The following is an 18046-nucleotide window of genomic DNA, read 5'->3' as shown; positions in this document are numbered from 1 at the left end:
AAAGATTCTCTCCGAGCTTCAGGTCTCCAACCGCCGCAGGCAGCCGTGCCGCGTAGCAAACGAAACCAGGGGCTGGGAGTTCGAGTCTCTCTACCCGTGCAGAACTTCGGATGGAAAGATTCTCTCCGAGCCTCAGGTCTCCAACCGCCGCCAGCAGTCCGCGCATAGCAAGCGACCGCGAAGCAGCGCCGTAGGCAAACCAGGGGCTGGGAGTTCGAACTTAGCGAAGCGGTCTCACGGCCTGACGCTAGTCGGACGTAATCTCTCTACCCGTGCCTCATTACGGTCAACTTCGGTTGGTCGTACATAATAATCCTCTGATGAACAAAATCGGACTTTACCTGCGGGAAAGCTACAATGAGCTGGTGCACAACGTGACCTGGCCCAGCTTCTCCACGCTTCAGACCAACACCATTCTGGTACTGATCGGCTCCGTAATCTTTGCGCTGCTGATTATGGTAATGGACTTTGTTTGGAAAAATGTTGTAGACCTTATCTACGGCGCCGTCTAATTAAGTTCCATGGCAGTCACCAAATGGTATTCATTGCGGGTCATCTCCGGTAAGGAGAAAAAAATCAAGGAGCGGATCGAGAAGGAGATCGCTCGGAACAACTGGGAAAACCACGTGACCAAGATCGTTGTACCCACCGAGAAGGTATACAAGATTCGCGGTGGTAAGAAGGTTATCTCAGACCGAAACATCCTTCCCGGCTACATCCTGGTGGAGGCAGATCCCTATGCCCTCAACGCCGAATTGGTGGATGCCATTACCAGCCTTCCCAACGTTATTCACTTCCTGGGTAAAGCGGAGCCGATCCCGATGCGGGACAGCGAAGCTAACCGCCTGCTCGGTAAGGTTGACGAAAACCTGGAGGCTGATGATACCATGATCGAACCCTTCATCGAGGGAGAGACGGTGAAAATCATCGACGGTCCGTTCAACGAATTTGTCGGGGATATTCAGGAAGTCAACGAGGAAAAGAAGAAACTCAAAGTTATCGTCAAGATTTTTGGCCGCGGCACCGAAGTGGAACTCAACTTCATGCAGGTCGAAAAGCAGTCGTAACCCCAATCATCTGGAACATAGTCGGAGAATTCCCCCGTGGTTTTCGCTCGTACGACGCAAATAAGCTAAAATGGCTAAAGAAGCAGAAGGTTTTATCAAACTACAGGTACGCGGTGGAGCCGCAAACCCTGCTCCTCCGGTAGGTCCCGCACTGGGTGCCAAGGGGGTCAATATCATGGAGTTCTGTAAGCGCTTTAACGCCGCTACGCAGGACCGCCCCGGAAAAGTACTTCCGGTAGTCATCACCGTTTACAAGGATAAGTCCTTTGACTTTGTCATCAAGACGCCTCCCGCGGCCGTTCAGCTGCTGGAAGCCGCAAAGATCAAGAGCGGATCCAAGGAGCCCAACCGGGACAAGGTTGCCAAGGTAAGCTGGGACCAGGTGCGCGCCATCGCCGAGGACAAAATGTCTGACCTCAACTGCTTTACCGTAGAGAGCGGCATGAAAATGGTGGCCGGAACGGCCCGCTCCATGGGTATCGTTGTGGACGGAACTCCTCCCTGGGAAGCCTAAGGCTGCCCCGTTCGGGTAATCTATTCCCGGGCATTCATCTAATCTTGTAATCAATGTAGGGAGCATGCCTCCGGCATGCGCTTCACCTCAAATTTCTATACTAATGGCTAAACTTAGTAAGGCCCGCAAGGCCGCCGCTGAGAAAATCGACGCCGAAAAGCAGTACACCCTCGCGGAGGCCATGGCCCTCGTGAAGGAAGTAAATACTGCCAAGTTCGACGCTTCGGTTGACGTACACGTGCGTCTTGGCATCGACCCCCGTAAAGCTGACCAGGCCCTCCGTGGCACGGTGACGCTCCCTCACGGTACGGGTAAGACCAAGCGCGTACTCGCTTTTGTAACTCCGGATAAGGAACAGGCTGCCAAAGAAGCCGGTGCCGACTTCGTCGGACTCGACGACATGGTCACCAAGGTGTCTGAAGGCTGGACCGACTTTGACGTTGTTGTGGCCATGCCACAGACGATGGCTAAAGTTGGTCGTCTCGGTCGTGTACTCGGCCCCCGTGGCCTGATGCCCAACCCCAAATCCGGAACGGTAACGATGGACGTTGCCCAGGCCATCACCGACGTTAAGGGCGGTAAGATTGCCTTCCGGGTTGACAAATTCGGTATCATCCACTCCAGCGTAGGTCGTGTCGGTTTCACCCCCGACCAACTGAAAGACAACGCCAATGAACTGCTGGGAACGGTGCTCCGCATGAAGCCCTCCAGCGCCAAAGGCACCTACGTCAAATCCGTTACCGTGGCCTCTACCATGAGCCCCGGTATCAAGGTAGACCCGAAATCCATTGCTTAACCGTCACTTAAAGTAAGTTAACTATGACTAAGAACGAAAAAGCGGCGGCCATCGAGCAGCTAAAGGAGCGCTTCGAAAATAACGAGTACTTCTACATCGCCGACGCCTCGACGCTGACCGTCGAGCAAACCAATAAGCTGCGCGGAATGTGCTTTGAAAAAGGCGTATCCATGCAGGTGGTGAAGAACACCCTGGCCCGTAAGGCCCTGGAAACCTTCCCCGAAGAAAACAACTACAGTGCAGTTTTTGACGCGCTGAAGGGCCCCACCGCCCTGATGTTCGCCGAAGTTGCCAACGCCCCCGCCAAGGTAATCAAGGAGTTTCGTGGAGACGGCGAACGCCCCATCCTGAAGGCCGCCTACATTGCCAGTGCCGTATACTCCGGCGACGAGCAACTGGACGCACTGTCCAAGTTGAAGTCTCGCGAGGAAATGATCAGCGACCTGCTTACCCTGCTGCAAAGCCCCATGCAAAACCTGCTTGGTGCCCTGCAAAGCGGTGGCAGCAATGTCGCCAACCTCCTCAAGGCGCTCGAAGAGCGTGAGGCGTAAACCTGGTGAACGAGTACTTTTTAATGAGTACCCAATTGCCGCTTAATTAATTTTTTGGCTTCCAAGCTGATACGCGATACTCTATCGTACATCACTTTTAAATACTTTATATTATGGCAGACGTAAAAGCCCTCGCCGAACAGCTCGTAGAACTTACCATCAAAGAGGTAACCGAGCTCGTAACCATCATGAAAGACGAGTACGGCATCGAGCCCGCCGCTGCTGCGGTAGCCGTTGCTGGCCCCGCCGGTGATGGTGGCGACGCTGGTGCCGCCGCTAAGACGGACTTCGACATCGTACTCGAATCCGCTGGTGGTAGCAAACTCAAGGTTGTAAAAGAAGTGAAGAACCTCCTGGGACTTGGCCTCAAAGAAGCTAAGGAACTGGTGGACGGCGCTCCTGCTACGATCAAGGAAGGCGTTGCTAAGGAAGAGGCCGAAAGCATCAAGGCTGCTCTCGAAGAAGCAGGTGCTACGGTTGAGCTGAAGTAATTCAGCCTCCTGTCTGAAGAAATAGCTGGGGGCAATTACCCCGGTAATTGCCCCCGCTACTTCTTTTACACTGAAAAAGGTCTTTTGGGGCCTTTGGACGGCTTAGCGGGCGGTATTGTCCGGCTAAGCTATCGTCGTATAGAGAATTGTCGGATAGGCAAAACTTTATTCGGGGAGCTGCTGTTTACCTAATTCGCACTCCCTAATCCCCGCCCGGGCAAACGCGCCCGGTCCATATAACATCCCCCCGGCTACTAGTCACCGCGGAAGTCTGGTACCTGGGCCAAATATAAAGGAAAACTGCTAATGACGTCAAACGGCCAGATCCTTAATGCCGAAGAACAACGGGTCAGCTTCGGTAAGATCAAGCTAACCGATCATTCCCCCGACCTTCTAGAAATTCAATTAAAATCATTCCAGGAATTCTTCCAGTTAGAGACCACTCCCGAAAACCGGGCGTTGGAAGGTCTCTATCGGGTATTTCAGGAAAATTTCCCGATCTCCGATACGCGGAACATTTTCAACCTGGAGTTTCTCGACTACTTTGTCGATCCCCCTCGCTACACCATTCCTGAGTGTATGCAGCGTGGACTCACCTACAGCGTTCCGCTGAAGGCCAAGCTTCGTCTTTCCTGTAATGACGAAGAACACGTGGATTTCAAGACCATCGTACAGGACGTCTTCCTGGGGAACATCCCCTACATGACGCCCAAGGGTACGTTTGTGATCAACGGCGCCGAGCGCGTCATTGTCTCCCAGCTGCACCGCAGCCCCGGAGTATTCTTTGGTCAGAACTTCCACCCCAACGGTACGGCCATCTACTCCGCCCGGGTAATCCCCTTCAAGGGCGCCTGGATGGAATTTGCTACCGACATCAACACGGTGATGTACGCCTACATCGACCGTAAGAAAAAATTCCCCGTAACGACGCTGCTGCGCGCCATCGGTTACGACAGCGATAAGTCCATCCTGGACCTCTTCGACCTGGCCGATGAAGTGCCCAACACCCGCGAAGCCCTCACGGGAGCCGTCGGACGGAAACTCGCCGCCCGGGTACTGCGCGCCTGGACGGAAGACTTCGTTGACGAAGACACGGGAGAACTCGTAATCCTCGAGCGTAACGAAATTATCCTCGAGCGGGATACCGTCCTTACCGAGGAGAACATCGAAGACATCCTGGCCGCCGACGGCATCGAGAACGTCATCCTGCAGAAGGAAGACGTGGGCATGGATTACAGCATCATCTACAATACGCTGCAAAAAGATCCTTCCAGCTCCGAAATCGAAGCGGTTCAGTACATCTACCGCCAGCTTCGCGGCAGTGATCCACCGGACGAAGAAACCGCTCGTGGTATCATCGACAAGCTGTTCTTCAGCGACAAGCGCTACAACCTCGGTGAAGTCGGTCGCTACAAGATCAACCGTAAGCTGAACGCCGGTACCGACGACGAAACCCTGGTACTGACCAAGGAGGACATCATCGCCATCGTAAAGTACCTGGTTGCCCTGATGAACCAGCGCGCGGAGATCGACGATATCGATCACCTCAGCAACCGTCGTGTACGCACGGTAGGGGAGCAGCTCTACGCACAGTTTGGCGTAGGCCTTGCGCGGATGGCCCGCACCATCCGGGAGCGGATGAACGTGCGGGACAATGAGGTATTCACCCCCATTGACCTGATCAACGCCCGTACCCTTTCGAGCGTAATCAACAGCTTCTTCGGTACCAGCCAACTGTCTCAGTTCCTCGACCAAACGAACCCCCTCTCCGAAATCACCCACAAGCGCCGGATTTCCGCACTCGGCCCCGGTGGTCTGAGCCGGGAGCGGGCGGGCTTCGAGGTGCGTGACGTTCACTACAGCCACTACGGCCGCCTGTGTACGATCGAGACGCCGGAGGGCCCCAACATTGGTCTGATCTCCACCCTCTGTGTGCACGCTAAAGTGAACAAGATGGGCTTCCTAGAAACCCCCTACCGCGCCGTTGCGGACTCCAAGGTGGTGATGGACGGTGATCCGATCTACCTCAGCGCTGAGGGCGAAGACTTTAAGAAGATCGCCCAGGCCAACGCCGAAATCAACGAGAAAGGCGCCTTCGTGGAAGACCGGGTAAAGGCCCGTGACCACGGTGACTTCCCCGTACTCGAACCGCATGAACTGGAGTTCATGGACGTAGCTCCCAACCAGATCGTTGGGGTGTCTGCTTCCCTGATTCCCTTCCTCGAAAACGACGATGCCAACCGGGCCCTGATGGGATCCAACATGCAGCGTCAGGCCGTTCCCCTGCTGCGTCCCAGCAGCCCCATTGTGGGTACCGGCCTGGAAGGAAAGGTCGCCCGCGACAGCCGCATGCTGATCAACGCCGAAGGCGACGGGGTCATCGAATACGTCGACGCCAAGGAGGTAATCGTTCGCTACGAGCGTACCGACGAAGACCGTCTCGTATCCTTCGACGACGACCGTAAGACTTACCGACTGACCAAGTTCCTGCGGACCAACCAGGGAACCTGCGTGAACCTGAAGCCCATCGTCCGTCGCGGACAGAAGGTGACCAAAGGGCAGATCCTTTGTGACGGTTACGCTACCGAGAAGGGCGAACTGGCCCTCGGACAGAACCTGAAGGTGGCCTTCATGCCCTGGAAAGGGTACAACTTCGAGGATGCCATCGTACTCAGTGAGCGCGTAGTTCGGGAAGATATCTTCACCTCGCTGCACATTGAGCACTTCGAACTGGACGTCCGGGACACCAAACTCGGCCAGGAAGAACTGACCAACGACATTCCGAACGTAAGTGAGGAAGCCACCAAGGACCTTGACGAGAACGGTATCATCCGCGTCGGTGCCTGGGTGAAGGAAGGTGACATCCTGATCGGTAAGATTACGCCCAAAGGCGAAAGCGATCCGACGCCGGAAGAAAAGCTGCTGCGCGCCATCTTTGGTGACAAGGCCGGCGACGTGAAGGATGCTTCCCTGAAGGCCAGCCCCTCCCTGAAGGGCGTAGTGATCGGAAAGGACCTCTTCAGCCGCCAGAAGAAAGATCAGACGCAGAAGGATGCCGAAAAGATCAAGCTGCAGAAGCTGGAGGACGAGCACAAGATCAACCTCAACAAGCTCAAGACGATCCTCGTCGACAAGCTGGACAAGTTGGTCCGCGGTCGCGCCAGCCAGGGCGTAAGCACCATCTACGGCGAAGCGGTAGTACCCAAGGGAGAGAAATTCACCCAGTCACTGCTCCGTGACCTGGACTACACGACCATCGACTACAGTAACTGGACGACCAGCGACGACCTGAACGGCCTCATCGCCCGACTGCTGCACAATTACAGCATCAAGGTGAACGAGGAGGTTGGTCGCTTCAAGCGGGAAACCTTCAACATCAGCGTGGGTGACGAACTCCCCGCCGGTGTACTGAAGCTGGCTAAAGTTTACCTGGCCAAGAAGCGTAAGCTGAAGGTAGGGGACAAGCTGGCCGGTCGTCACGGTAACAAGGGTATCGTATCCCGGATCGTGCGTGATGAAGACATGCCCTTCCTGGAAGATGGTACTCCGGTAGACATCATCCTCAACCCACTGGGGGTACCTTCCCGGATGAACCTCGGACAGATTTTCGAGACCGTTCTGGGATGGGCCGGTGAGAAACTGGGCATGAAGTTTGGTACGCCCATCTTCGACGGTGCCAGCCAGGATGAAATCGAAGAGTACATCCAGCAGGCGAACCTGCCGAGCCTGGGTCAGACTTACCTCTTTGACGGTGAAACGGGAGACCGCTTCCACCAGCAAGCTACGGTAGGGGTGATCTACATGCTCAAGCTCAGCCACATGGTGGACGACAAGATGCACGCTCGCTCCATTGGCCCCTACAGCCTCATTACCCAGCAGCCGCTGGGCGGTAAGGCCCAGTTCGGTGGCCAGCGCTTCGGTGAGATGGAGGTGTGGGCCCTGGAAGCCTTCGGTGCTTCCAATATCCTGCAGGAGCTGCTTACCATCAAGTCGGACGACATTCAGGGACGTGCGAAGGCCTACGAAGCCATCGTCAAGGGGGACAACCTCCCGGAACCCAATATTCCGGAGTCCTTCAACGTACTGGTCCACGAACTCCGTGGTCTGGCCCTGGACGTCAAGTTCGACTAGGATTACAAAATTTTGTAATCCCACCCCCAGGTTTCCGAGCCGTCGGAAATCATTTTTTGAAAAGTAAACTTTGATGAGGGCGCAAGCGCAGGTGCCAGGGTTGTTTCGAAAGAGCAACCACGGCCGGACGGATTGACCCGGCACCTGCGCTCCGCCGCATTCTGTAAAGAATCGGTGATCCCGACGAGCAAACGGAACTCGGGACCGCCGCCCTCACTAAAGTCCTCCTTATAAATATCAATATGGCATTCAAGAAGAGTAACAGTATCCAGAAGCAGGATTTTGACGCCATCACCATCAGCCTGTCGAGCCCGGACGAGATCCTGGATCGCAGCTACGGTGAGGTACTCAAGCCGGAGACCATCAACTACCGGAGCTATAAGCCGGAGCGTGACGGCCTGTTCTGTGAACGGATTTTTGGTCCCGTAAAGGACTATGAATGTTATTGTGGCAAGTATAAGCGGATCCGCTATAAGGGGATTGTCTGTGACCGTTGTGGCGTTGAGGTGACCGAGAAGAAGGTTCGTCGCGAGCGCATGGGGCACATTCGCCTGGTGGTTCCCGTCGTCCACATCTGGTTCTTCAAGAGCCTGCCGAACAAGATTGCTTACCTGCTCGGCTTTAGCTCCAAGAACCTGGAGAGCATTATTTATTACGAACGCTACGTCGTGATCAATCCCGGTATCCGGGAAAGCGACGAGCTGCAGCATAAAACGCTGATTACCGAGGAGCAGTACCTCGACATTCTCGAAACCCTGCCCCCCGAGAACCAGCAGCTGGAAGACGGTCACCCCGATAAGTTCGTGGCCAAGATGGGTGCCGACGCCGTGCGGGACCTCCTGGAAGGCCTGCAACTGGACGAGCTGTCCGATCAGCTTCGTCACCAGGCGAACACCGAAACCAGCCAGCAGCGGAAGAGCGAGGCACTTAAGCGTCTGCGCGTGGTGGAGTCTTTCCGGGACGCCCAGGAAAACTGCACCAATAAGCCCGAATGGACCATCATTCAGTACCTGCCCGTCGTTCCCCCCGAACTGCGTCCGCTGGTACCCCTGGACGGTGGCCGTTTCGCCAGCTCTGACCTGAATGATCTCTACCGCCGCGTCATCATCCGGAACAACCGTCTGAAGCGCCTGCTGGAAATCAAGGCTCCCGAAGTGATCCTGCGTAACGAGAAGCGGATGCTGCAGGAGGCCGTAGACAGCCTCTTCGACAACAGCCGCAAGAGCAACGCCGTGAAGGCCGAAGGTGGCCGGGCACTGAAGTCGCTGTCCGATATCCTCAAGGGTAAGCAGGGACGTTTCCGCCAGAACCTCCTCGGTAAGCGGGTTGACTACTCCGGTCGTTCCGTGATCGTAGTAGGTCCTACGCTGAAGCTCCACGAATGTGGTCTGCCGAAGGGGATGGCCGCCGAGCTGTTCAAGCCCTTCGTGATCCGTAAGCTCATCGAGCGCGGCATCGTGAAGACGGTAAAGAGCGCCAAGAAGCTGGTCGACCGTAAGGAACCCGTGATCTGGGAAATCCTGGAAAACATTCTGAAGGGGCACCCCGTACTGCTCAACCGGGCACCGACGCTGCACCGTCTGTCGATCCAGGCTTTCCAGCCCAAACTGATCGAGGGTAAGGCCATCCAGCTGCACCCGCTGGTATGTTCGGCCTTCAACGCCGACTTCGACGGTGACCAGATGGCCGTACACGTCCCCCTGAGCCAGGGCGCGATCCTGGAAGCTCAGGTACTGATGCTGTCCAGCCACAACATGCTCAACCCCCAAAACGGTACGCCGGTAACCCTGCCTTCACAGGATATGGTACTCGGACTGTACTACATCACCAAGGAGCGTACGAGCACCGAGGAGATCAAGGTAGAGGGTGAGGGCCGCAAGTTCTACAGCCCGGAAGAGGTCATGATCGCCTACAACGAAGGCAAGCTGGACCTTCACGCCAAGATTCACGTTCGCGTTCCCGTTGAGGACGAAAACGGTGACCTGGTGCTGAAACTTACCGAGACCACCACCGGTCGGGTAATTTTCAACCTGTCCGTTCCCGAGGGCGTGCCCTTCGTCAACGTGCTGCTCACCAAGAAAAACCTGAAGAAGGTTATCGGTGACATCATTGATCGGACCAGCTTCGCCGTTACGGCCGGATTCCTGGACAAGATCAAGGACATGGGCTTCCGTTGGGCCTTCAAGGGTGGACTGTCGTTCAACCTTGGTGACCTGATTACCCCTTCCGTTAAGCAGCAAGTCCTCACCGAGGCCCGCGCTGACGTGGAGGAGGTGATGGATAACTACAACATGGGTCTGATCACGAACAATGAACGGTACAACCAGATCATTGACAAGTGGACCTACGCGGATAACAAGATCACCAATACCCTCATGGAGGAGTTGGCCGAGCACAAGCAGGGTTTCAACTCCGTATACATGATGCTGCACTCCGGTGCCCGGGGTAGCCAGCAGCAGATTAAGCAGCTGTGTGGTCTGCGTGGTCTGATGGCCAAGCCGAAGAAGAGTAACGACTCCGGACCGGCGGTTATCGAGAACCCGATCCTCTCCAACTTCGTGGACGGTCTTTCCGTACTGGAGTACTTTATCTCCACGCACGGTGCCCGGAAGGGTCTGGCCGATACGGCCCTGAAGACCGCCGACGCCGGTTACCTGACGCGTCGACTGGTCGACGTTGCCCAGGACGTAGTTGTCATGGAAGATGACTGTGGTACGCTTCGGGGTATCGATACGACTTCCCTCAAGGAAAATGATAAGGTTATCGAAAGCCTGACGAGTCGTATTGCGGGTCGTTTTGCCCTGGAGGATATCCTGCACCCCGTGACCGACGAAGTGATCGTCAAGGCCGATGGCTACATCGACGATAAAACCGCCGCCTACATTGAGCAGGAAGGCATCGAGGAAGTAACCATTCGTTCCGTACTCACCTGTGAGACGAAGCGTGGGGTGTGTGCCAAGTGTTACGGTAAGAACCTGGCGACCGGCCGCCGCGCCGAGCAGGGTGACGCCGTAGGTATCATTGCCGCTCAGTCCATCGGTGAACCGGGAACCCAGCTGACGCTGCGTACCTTCCACGTAGGGGGTACGGCCTCCGTTACGCGGGTGGAAAGCGAACTGGCCTCCAAGTTCAACGGTAAGATCGTCTTTGACGGCATCCGTACGGTAGAAGCCGAAAACGATATGGGAGAAGTGCAGGAAATCGTGCTTTCCCGTTCCGGTGAAATCCGGATCGTAGACGCGGAATCCGGCAAGCAGTTCGTGACGCACTACATTCCCTACGGTGGTACGCTCTTCGTGAAGGATGGCCAGACCATCAAGAAGGGAGAAATCATCGTGGAGTGGGATCCCTACAACGCCGTGATTGTCTCCGAATTCAACGGTATTGCCCGATTCAGCGACATCGATGAAGGGGTAACCTTCCGGACTGAGCGTGACGACCAGACCGGCTTCGAGGAGAAGGTCGTAATCGAAACGCGTGACCGTAAGAAGATTCCTACCATCACCATTCTGGACAAGGACGGTGCCGAACTACGGAGCTACAACCTGCCGGTAGGTGCCTACATCAGCATCGAAGACGGTGCGGAGGTGAAGTCCGGACAGAAGATCGTCAAGATTCCCCGGAAGCTCGGTAAGATAGCGGATATCACCGGTGGTCTGCCCCGGGTAACGGAGCTCTTCGAGGCCCGTAACCCCAGCAACCCCGCCGTGGTCAGTGAGATCGACGGTGTGGTCACCTTCAGCAAGAAGATCAAGCGCGGTAACCGCGAACTGATCGTCGAAGCGAAGGACGGACAGCGTAAGAAGTACCTCATCAACCTGAGTAAGCACATCCTGGTCCAGGACCAGGACTTTGTTCGGGCCGGTATGCCGCTCTCCGACGGTGCCATCGCACCCCGCGACATCCTGAATGTGAAGGGACCCTTCGCCGTACAGACGCACCTCGTGAACGGTGTACAGGAGGTTTACCGTAGCCAGGGTATCACGATCAACAACAAGCACATCGAAACCATCGTCCGTCAGATGATGCGCCGGGTGCAGATCGTTGATCCGGGTGACACGACCTTCCTGGAAGGTGAAGCCGTGGAGCGTTACGAATTCTTCGAGCAGAACGACTGGATCTTTGACAAGAAGGTCATCACCGACGCCGGAGACAGTGAAACGCTGCGGGCGGGTAAGATTGTTACTATGCGCCAGGTGCGTGAGGAAAACAGCCGCCTGAAGCGGGAAGACATGAAAACCGTGACCTTCCGCGACGCTCAGGCCGCCACCTCCTTCCCGCTGCTGCAGGGTATCACCAAGTCCAGCCTCGGTACGCCAAGCTGGATCAGTGCTGCCTCCTTCCAGGAGACGACCAAGGTACTCTCTACGGCCGCCATCGGTGCCAAGCGCGATTACCTAAAGGGTCTGAAGGAGAACGTTATCGTTGGTAAGCGGATCCCCGCCGGTACGGGTATGCGTCGCTATGACCGCCTCTTCGTGACCACGCAGGAAGCACAGGATCAGTGGGAGGCCCGTCAGGCTGCCTTCGCTGAGGAAGAAGCCGCAGCCAAGGCCGCGGAGGAAGCCAGCGCTCCCGGTGCTGAAGTCGAAAACGCGGAGTAAATCGCTCTTCGGTTCCGACCGAACATAATTGAAAGATTACGCCCCGTCAGCTGTTGCTGGCGGGGCGTTTTTATTCGGTTTTCTTCGGGATGTTTTCTGAAGCAGACAACTTACACCAGATAATCATCCTCCCCCGACGCATTCCCCCGCTCCCGCACCTGGGGGCGGGGAGCATTCAGGTCCAGCACGTCATCATGGTCGTATTTGGGTTGAGCGTATTCCGCCAGTAAATTTTTCCGCTGGGTAAGGTAGATGATCGGGCCAATGCCCCCGAGCAAAAGCACGATGATCAGCCACAGTACCTTGTCCCCTTCCTTGACGAAGGGTTTGGTGGCGATATCATAGGCCGCCCAGATGGTGGCCACCAGGCTGGCTAAGGCCAGGAACATAATCAAGAGGAGGAAGATGGATGCCATAGGTGGGGTAGGTTCAGTAATTGAGGTATTGTACGCGCTTAAAGATAGAACGTGAAGGGATGCGTCCTTAGTGATTCGTTCTCGGGCTTTCTTCGGAAGAACGTAATAAGAAAATTAAGAGCTTGTTTGGGTTTTGGTCATCTGACCGGGTTTGAGCATTATTTGGTGATAGCAAGGCGGGAAAACCGGAGTTTAGCAGCGCTAAATGAGGATTTTCCCAACGACGCTAGTGCGAAATAAGGCCAAACTAAGGTCGATTATTAAATCCCAAACAAGCTCTAAAATGTTATTCTGCATAAGAAGTTATGCAAAGTGGTTTTTGAAGTTTCTGCTCCCCACGATCACCTTAACGGATAAACGGAGCGGGAAGGGTTTTGTCCAAGCGTCGATATAATCCTCACTCCGTCGCGGAGAACAACCACCAGCTCACCAGCACGTCGTCCCGAAGCACAAAAACAATACCGCTCTGCTCGTAGACCAGGGTGAGACCACCGGCGGTAGGGACGAAGTAGTCGGGCTGGTCATATTCCTCGATGATGGCTTCACGGCGGGCACCGAGGGACAACTCCAGGGCGGTTTCCCCGGCATAATTCTCGGTAGGCTGGAAAATCAGTAGTGCTTCCCGTCCGCCGTTGACCTCATGGCGCAACAGCGCCGTAGCACTGGCGTCATCCCGGTAGGACTGCAGCCGAATCCGGTCCGGCCTACGCATGATCATCAGTTCTTCCTGCCATTCGGGGAGTTCGTCGCGTACGTCGGTGATGCTACGGTCATCGAGGGTTTCTTCCATCGCGAAGTCATCGGCGGGGCGTTCCTTCTTTGGGGGTAGGTTGCCGGTGTCGTGGATGGATTGGTTAAGGGCGGTCAGGGGGCTGGCCCCCGCGCGGCCCCAGGCCGCGCCCACCGCTGCGGGACGGCCCTCCAGCGCGGCAACGATCCCCAGCAGGAGGTGGCCGTTGGCCGCCGTTTGGGCCAGACCCCGGGCCTCCGCCCGGCGGATGGCCGCCCGCGCCCGGATGCCGGCTTCCAGCAGGTGATCCCGGGCCAGCTCCGCCTGCTCCGGCGGAGCCGGAGCCTCCTGCATCGACTGCGCCAACAGGGCATGTACGCAGGCCTGATTCAGCTGAGCCACGGCGTACTGATCGTCCAGAAGTTGCGCCCGCTGGAAATTGCGGATGGCCTGCCGGAGGTAGTATTCCCGGGTTTCCCGGTCCACCCCCACGTTGCGGGTCTGCCCGTCCAGCCGGGAATCGAGGTCCAGTTCTACGGGATAGAGGTACTTCACCGTGGCGGCTTTGAACATCGGCAGGGCCGCCTGCACGTAGACGACGCCGAGGTTATTGTAGATCTCGCGACTCTGGAAGTGGTCCAGCACGTGCTCGTAATACGTCAGGGCATCGGGGTAGCGCTGCAGGGTCGTCAGGGCGTTACCCATGGTGAACACGTTGATCAGCCCGGTCAACTCCCGGTGGGTTTCCGTGGCGATCAGCTTTCTTTCCGACAGGGTGGGGTACTTGGCCTGCTCCTCCTCGAGCTCGTAGGCCGCATAGATGCCCTCAAGTACCCGTGGCATGACGTCGGTACTGGGGTATCCGGCCAGATGGGCCAGGAAGCCCCCGAGGTAGTCGGCTTCAATTTCGTCCTTCTTCAGGGCGAAGAGGTTTTCCTTGACCGCGCGCGTGAGCGCGCGCGAGCCTTCGGCGTCCTCTCCCCGAACAACGCTGATGAAGCCGCCTTCCCACTCGTGCTTTTCGTAGTAATGGATCAACTCGTGTCCCAGTAAACCCGCCAGGGCGGTTTCTCCGTCTTCGCCCAGCCCGCTACACACGTCGTAGGCGAGTTCTTCGAGGATGACCTTGCCGTCCTCCGCCCGCGCACCGTTGGCCTTCTGGGTGGTGAAGATGAATTCCGGAGGGGGCATTCTCTGATCTCCTCGCGCCCGCACCAGCTGCTCAAAAATGGCCCGGGCGGCCGCTTCCTTATCCGCGGTGTCGCTGGAGGGAAGGGCCCCAGCACTTACCAGCAAGGAGGAGCATAGGGCTAACAGTATAAAGATGGGTTTCATGGCAATGGGCTTTGAGGAGGTTGGGGAGGCCGGGGGCCGCCTCCGGACAAGGGTAGGCAGCCCCCACGGCCCCTATTCCCGGGGAAGTTTACTGGTCATTTCGACGATTTCCTTAGCCTGGGTCCGCAGGTTCCAGCGGCCGAGGAAGGCCGCATAATTGCGGTTGAGGATGATGTCCTTGGGGGCCACTTCCAGTCCCCGTTGGTAGGCATCGTAGGCGGCGGCCAGGAAACCGGCGTCCTCCAGCAGCATGGCCTCGATGAGCATCTGCTGTTCCGGACGGGAGTATTTCACGTAGAATTCGTCGGAGCGAATGTCGGTCAGTACTTCTGCGTGATCTCTGGCGACGTAGGTGAAGGTGTAGCGGTCGTAATCCGTGGTCGGCTGACTGCGGCGACTGAGTCGCTTGGGACCCGAAGTCGCTGGGGACTGGACGGCCGGGCCGGCCTCCCAGTAGTAGAGGTTTCCGTCCTGAAGCAGTAACTCCTCGAGGTTGAGGGTAATCGCGGGGCGGGAAGTTTTTACTTCCAGTACGACCTGTTCGGAGAGGCTGTCCACCAGTCGGAACTGGTAGGAGGATTTACCGGATTCCTCCGGCCAGCTGAAGGTAATTTCGGTGGGGGAGACCATGCCGCCGAAGGGGAAAACGTCCAGCAGACCCCGGTCACCAAATCCGCGGATATTGCCCTGGGCGTTACTCTGGTTGGCCATGTAGGCCTTTTCGATGCTGCGGGCGGAACTGGACTGGTCCAGGCCACGGCCCACGAAGTTGGAGAAGCGTTGGATGAAACTTTTTCGCTGGGGGGCGGTCCCGAATATTTTATCGAAGGTGACGGTGCCCGGTTCTTTGAGTTCCACAAATTTGTCGTTGTAGATCAGTTCTACCCGACTATTTTTTTTCAGTACGATGCTGCCCTGTTCACTGAGGTACATGCCGGTAAAGACGCGCTCCGATTTACCGTCCGGCTTGGCGAAGCGGACCTCTCCCTCGGCAAACATGACCAGGGGCGGCCGGGTATCCTGGGCTTGAATACCTTGCCCGAGTAGGAAAAAAGCAAGCAGTATGAGCAGGGCATTGGGGCGACGGAGCGGAGCAGCCGTGCGCTTTCTAAAGGGCCAGGCACCTGCGCGCAAGCGCCCAAACAATTCTTCCGTACCCTGAGCGCTACTCCCGAACCCGGAAGGCACCAGGATAGATTGCGACTTATTCATTTTCATCTTCATAGTTCACGTTATTTAAAAAGGGGATTCTTTTCCGAATGAGGCTTTCGTAGATCATCACCACGTCGTAGGCCAGGATGAGGGCCAGAAAGCCCGTAGAGAAATCGATTTTGATCCGGAATTCATTAAACAGAAAGGCAACAAAGAAAAAGAAAATAAGCAACTCAATCAGCTGCATGATCCGGGTGATGCCGTGGAAGGTGTCGGGCAGCCAGTGGTAGATGCGGTGGATGATCTGGACGTTGAAGTAGGTAAAGGCAATGATCAGCAGCGTCCGGACCCATGCGGGCAGTTCATAAATGAAGCGACCATCCAGAATCATGGAAACGATGTTGGCGTGAATCACCATGCCGTACATGTCGGGAATGCTTCTGCCCGTGTACACGGGATTGAGGGGCGTGAAGTATCGGTCTTCAATGGGGGCATCGGGATCCCGACTGTCCGCAAAGCCAACCATTACGATGCGGTCGCGGAACAGGACAGAAAGTTCTTCCTCGGAGGCCTCCAGAACATCACTGCCGTTTTTGCGCAGGAAGCTGCGGTATTCCCCCAGGTAGTCGATTCGTTCGGCCGGATTGTTCCGGCGCAGCAGGCGGCGTACGCTGGCGTCGTCGTACTGCCGGACCAGGGCAACGCCAAAGGCGTCGTGCGTCTGGCCGTCCAGGGTAGACAAGCGTGGGGTAAACATCCGGACGGTCTTGTCTTCTCCCGCCAGGAAGTTGGTGTAGGCGGAGGTGACCCTCCCTGAAAAGGCCGAATCCGAAACGATCATCTCGGGAATGCCCTTCAGGGAATCCACGTAGGGAGCCAGGTTGGCGGCGAGGACAACGTTGGGGATACTGTCAAGGACCCTCCGCAATTCATGATCCCCGAGGCTGTCCTTTTCTCCCCGCAGCAGGATGTCCACTCCGATGACGGCCGGGGAAAAGGCCGCGATGCGTTCGAGCACCGCGGCCAGTTCTTCCCGGGTGGGCTTCTCCACGTGGACCAGGGCAATTCGCGTTTCCCGTTTCACGCGTTCCTTGTCCCGCAGTTGGGAGTAGATGATGTCCGTCACCTCATAGTCCTTCATCCCGTTGTTGAAGGGGTCGAAGTAATGAGATTGGAAAGTAACCAGCTTGACCAGACCGATAAAGAGAAAGATGATCAGGGTGATCGCCAATCCGTGAATATGGAAAAACCGGTTATTCATCGTGGGAAATTACGGTTTAGAAGCCGTAGGTTTCCTTCAACTCCTGATATTTCGGGTACTTCGTCAGGGATTCCAAATCACTGTCGGTGCTGATGTAGTCGTCGTCCAGATCCTCGTCGGCCAGAATATTATCGTAGTAGCCCAACTGCAGGGCGTACTCGAGGTAGCTGAGGGCCGCTTCGTGCTGCCCGGTCAGGGCCGCCGTACTGGCGATCATGTAGGCGATATTGGCGTCGTCGGGAACCGCCTGAATGGAGGCGTAGAAAAACCGCAGGGCATCGTCGTTAAAGTCGAGCTCGTAGTAGACGTAGCCGGCCTGGTCGTACAGGTGTGCGTTGTCTTCCGTGGCGGGATAAAGCTCGGTGTAGGCGGCCAGTTTCGTGTTGCCAATCGTCAGCAGCTTATTGGCGGCTTCCGTGTCTCCTTCCTCGTAGTTCAGGGAGTAGGCGACGGAGGCGGCAGCTTCAAAGAACAGGAGAACGTCATCCTCATTGGTGATGTCTAACTCATCGGCGGCGAATTCGACGTAAAGGCCGGCAGTTTCGTAATCCGAATCTTCGTAGGCCAGTACGGCCTGGGAAAGGTACTCGGTGAAGTAATCCACCTCCTCGTCCATCGTGACGTCCTCATCCATCACCGGAGTATCGTCCATGGTGGGAGTGTCCTCCACCACGTCAGTGCTTGGCCGGGGGGTGGGCGGAACGGCACGGCGAGTACCGTTATCCACCGCTGCGGCTACATTGGCGTTGTTGGCGAGGCCGGCGCGCAGGCGAGCGCCGAGGCCCATGGTGCGGTCGTTGGTGGGGGGAGGGGTCGTAGTGGTGGTATTTGTCCCGGTATTGAAGGTCGTACTTGTCCCGGAGCCCGTCGAAGCCCCGGTGCTGACGGCCGTGGGGGGAGGCGTGGTGGCGGGCGGGTTACTCGTGGAGGGAGCGGTTTGTGCCATCAGCCCGAGGGAAAGGGCTAGGCAAAGGGTAAATAGATAGTATTTCATAAAA

The 18046-nt window shown here is 56.6% G+C and carries 13 protein-coding genes; 8 read left to right on the top strand and 5 right to left on the bottom strand.

Features of this window, described 5'->3' with window-relative positions:
* Positions 1-320: 320 nt before the first annotated feature.
* The 8 genes from secE to rpoC all read left to right on the top strand — a co-directional run bounded on the left by secE (position 321) and on the right by rpoC (position 12154).
* Positions 321-512 carry a preprotein translocase subunit SecE gene (secE, locus tag E1J53_RS17660; RefSeq protein WP_134273835.1) on the top strand — a complete coding sequence of 64 codons (192 nt, stop codon included), beginning with the start codon at positions 321-323 and terminating at the stop codon, positions 510-512.
* Positions 513-521: 9 nt separating this feature from the next.
* Positions 522-1067 carry a transcription termination/antitermination protein NusG gene (nusG, locus tag E1J53_RS17655; protein ID WP_134273838.1) on the top strand — a complete coding sequence of 182 codons (546 nt, stop codon included), beginning with the start codon at positions 522-524 and terminating at the stop codon, positions 1065-1067.
* Between the two features lie 70 nt (positions 1068-1137).
* Positions 1138-1581 carry a 50S ribosomal protein L11 gene (gene rplK / locus E1J53_RS17650; RefSeq protein WP_134273840.1) on the top strand — a complete coding sequence of 148 codons (444 nt, stop codon included), beginning with the start codon at positions 1138-1140 and terminating at the stop codon, positions 1579-1581.
* A 103-nt stretch (positions 1582-1684) separates the two neighbouring features.
* Entirely contained in the window at positions 1685-2377 is a 693-nt protein-coding gene (gene rplA / locus E1J53_RS17645) for a 50S ribosomal protein L1 (protein ID WP_134273843.1), read from the top strand.
* Positions 2378-2400: 23 nt separating this feature from the next.
* Positions 2401-2928: a 50S ribosomal protein L10 gene (gene rplJ, locus E1J53_RS17640; RefSeq protein WP_134273846.1), complete on the top strand. Its 528-nt coding sequence runs from the start codon at positions 2401-2403 to the stop codon at positions 2926-2928.
* 113 nt (positions 2929-3041) lie between these two features.
* Complete coding sequence (gene rplL, locus E1J53_RS17635; protein ID WP_134273849.1) at positions 3042-3419, top strand: 50S ribosomal protein L7/L12; 378 nt, start codon at positions 3042-3044, stop codon at positions 3417-3419.
* A gap of 306 nt (positions 3420-3725) precedes the next feature.
* On the top strand, positions 3726-7550 hold the full coding sequence (gene rpoB, locus E1J53_RS17630) for a DNA-directed RNA polymerase subunit beta (protein ID WP_134273852.1): 3825 nt from the start codon (positions 3726-3728) through the stop codon (positions 7548-7550).
* A gap of 242 nt (positions 7551-7792) precedes the next feature.
* A complete protein-coding gene (gene rpoC / locus E1J53_RS17625) occupies positions 7793-12154 on the top strand; it encodes a DNA-directed RNA polymerase subunit beta' (protein WP_134273855.1) in 4362 nt (1453 codons plus the stop codon).
* A gap of 110 nt (positions 12155-12264) precedes the next feature.
* Here rpoC and E1J53_RS17620 read toward each other — a convergent pair whose 3' ends face one another.
* The 5 genes from E1J53_RS17620 to E1J53_RS17600 form a co-directional block, all read right to left on the bottom strand.
* Positions 12265-12570, bottom strand: a complete 306-nt coding sequence (locus E1J53_RS17620; protein WP_134273857.1) for a PLDc N-terminal domain-containing protein — start codon at positions 12568-12570, stop codon at positions 12265-12267.
* 397 nt (positions 12571-12967) lie between these two features.
* On the bottom strand, positions 12968-14635 hold the full coding sequence (locus E1J53_RS17615) for a hypothetical protein (protein ID WP_134273860.1): 1668 nt from the start codon (positions 14633-14635) through the stop codon (positions 12968-12970).
* Between the two features lie 72 nt (positions 14636-14707).
* On the bottom strand, positions 14708-15847 hold the full coding sequence (locus E1J53_RS17610; RefSeq protein ID WP_134273862.1) for a hypothetical protein: 1140 nt from the start codon (positions 15845-15847) through the stop codon (positions 14708-14710).
* Positions 15840-17048 carry a CHASE2 domain-containing protein gene (locus E1J53_RS17605; RefSeq protein ID WP_134273865.1) on the bottom strand — a complete coding sequence of 403 codons (1209 nt, stop codon included), beginning with the start codon at positions 17046-17048 and terminating at the stop codon, positions 15840-15842. Before E1J53_RS17605 ends, E1J53_RS17610 begins: the two co-directional genes overlap by 8 nt.
* A 16-nt stretch (positions 17049-17064) precedes the next feature.
* On the bottom strand, positions 17065-18042 hold the full coding sequence (locus E1J53_RS17600; protein WP_134273868.1) for a M48 family metallopeptidase: 978 nt from the start codon (positions 18040-18042) through the stop codon (positions 17065-17067).
* Between the last annotated feature and the right edge of the window lie 4 nt (positions 18043-18046).

It is taken from the genome of Lewinella sp. W8 (genome assembly GCF_004375085.3).
In the GTDB taxonomy this organism is placed as follows: Bacteria; Bacteroidota; Bacteroidia; order Chitinophagales; family Saprospiraceae; genus Neolewinella.
This window is presented reverse-complemented; position numbering and strand designations above follow the sequence as displayed.

Coding starts and splice junctions, on each gene's coding strand:
- secE (WP_134273835.1), top strand. CDS start 321: ATGAACAAAATCGGACTTTACCTGCGGGAAAGCTACAATGAGCTGGTG.
- nusG (WP_134273838.1), top strand. CDS start 522: ATGGCAGTCACCAAATGGTATTCATTGCGGGTCATCTCCGGTAAGGAG.
- rplK (WP_134273840.1), top strand. CDS start 1,138: ATGGCTAAAGAAGCAGAAGGTTTTATCAAACTACAGGTACGCGGTGGA.
- rplA (WP_134273843.1), top strand. CDS start 1,685: ATGGCTAAACTTAGTAAGGCCCGCAAGGCCGCCGCTGAGAAAATCGAC.
- rplJ (WP_134273846.1), top strand. CDS start 2,401: ATGACTAAGAACGAAAAAGCGGCGGCCATCGAGCAGCTAAAGGAGCGC.
- rplL (WP_134273849.1), top strand. CDS start 3,042: ATGGCAGACGTAAAAGCCCTCGCCGAACAGCTCGTAGAACTTACCATC.
- rpoB (WP_134273852.1), top strand. CDS start 3,726: ATGACGTCAAACGGCCAGATCCTTAATGCCGAAGAACAACGGGTCAGC.
- rpoC (WP_134273855.1), top strand. CDS start 7,793: ATGGCATTCAAGAAGAGTAACAGTATCCAGAAGCAGGATTTTGACGCC.
- E1J53_RS17620 (WP_134273857.1), bottom strand. CDS start 12,570: ATGGCATCCATCTTCCTCCTCTTGATTATGTTCCTGGCCTTAGCCAGC.
- E1J53_RS17615 (WP_134273860.1), bottom strand. CDS start 14,635: ATGAAACCCATCTTTATACTGTTAGCCCTATGCTCCTCCTTGCTGGTA.
- E1J53_RS17610 (WP_134273862.1), bottom strand. CDS start 15,847: ATGAATAAGTCGCAATCTATCCTGGTGCCTTCCGGGTTCGGGAGTAGC.
- E1J53_RS17605 (WP_134273865.1), bottom strand. CDS start 17,048: ATGAATAACCGGTTTTTCCATATTCACGGATTGGCGATCACCCTGATC.
- E1J53_RS17600 (WP_134273868.1), bottom strand. CDS start 18,042: ATGAAATACTATCTATTTACCCTTTGCCTAGCCCTTTCCCTCGGGCTG.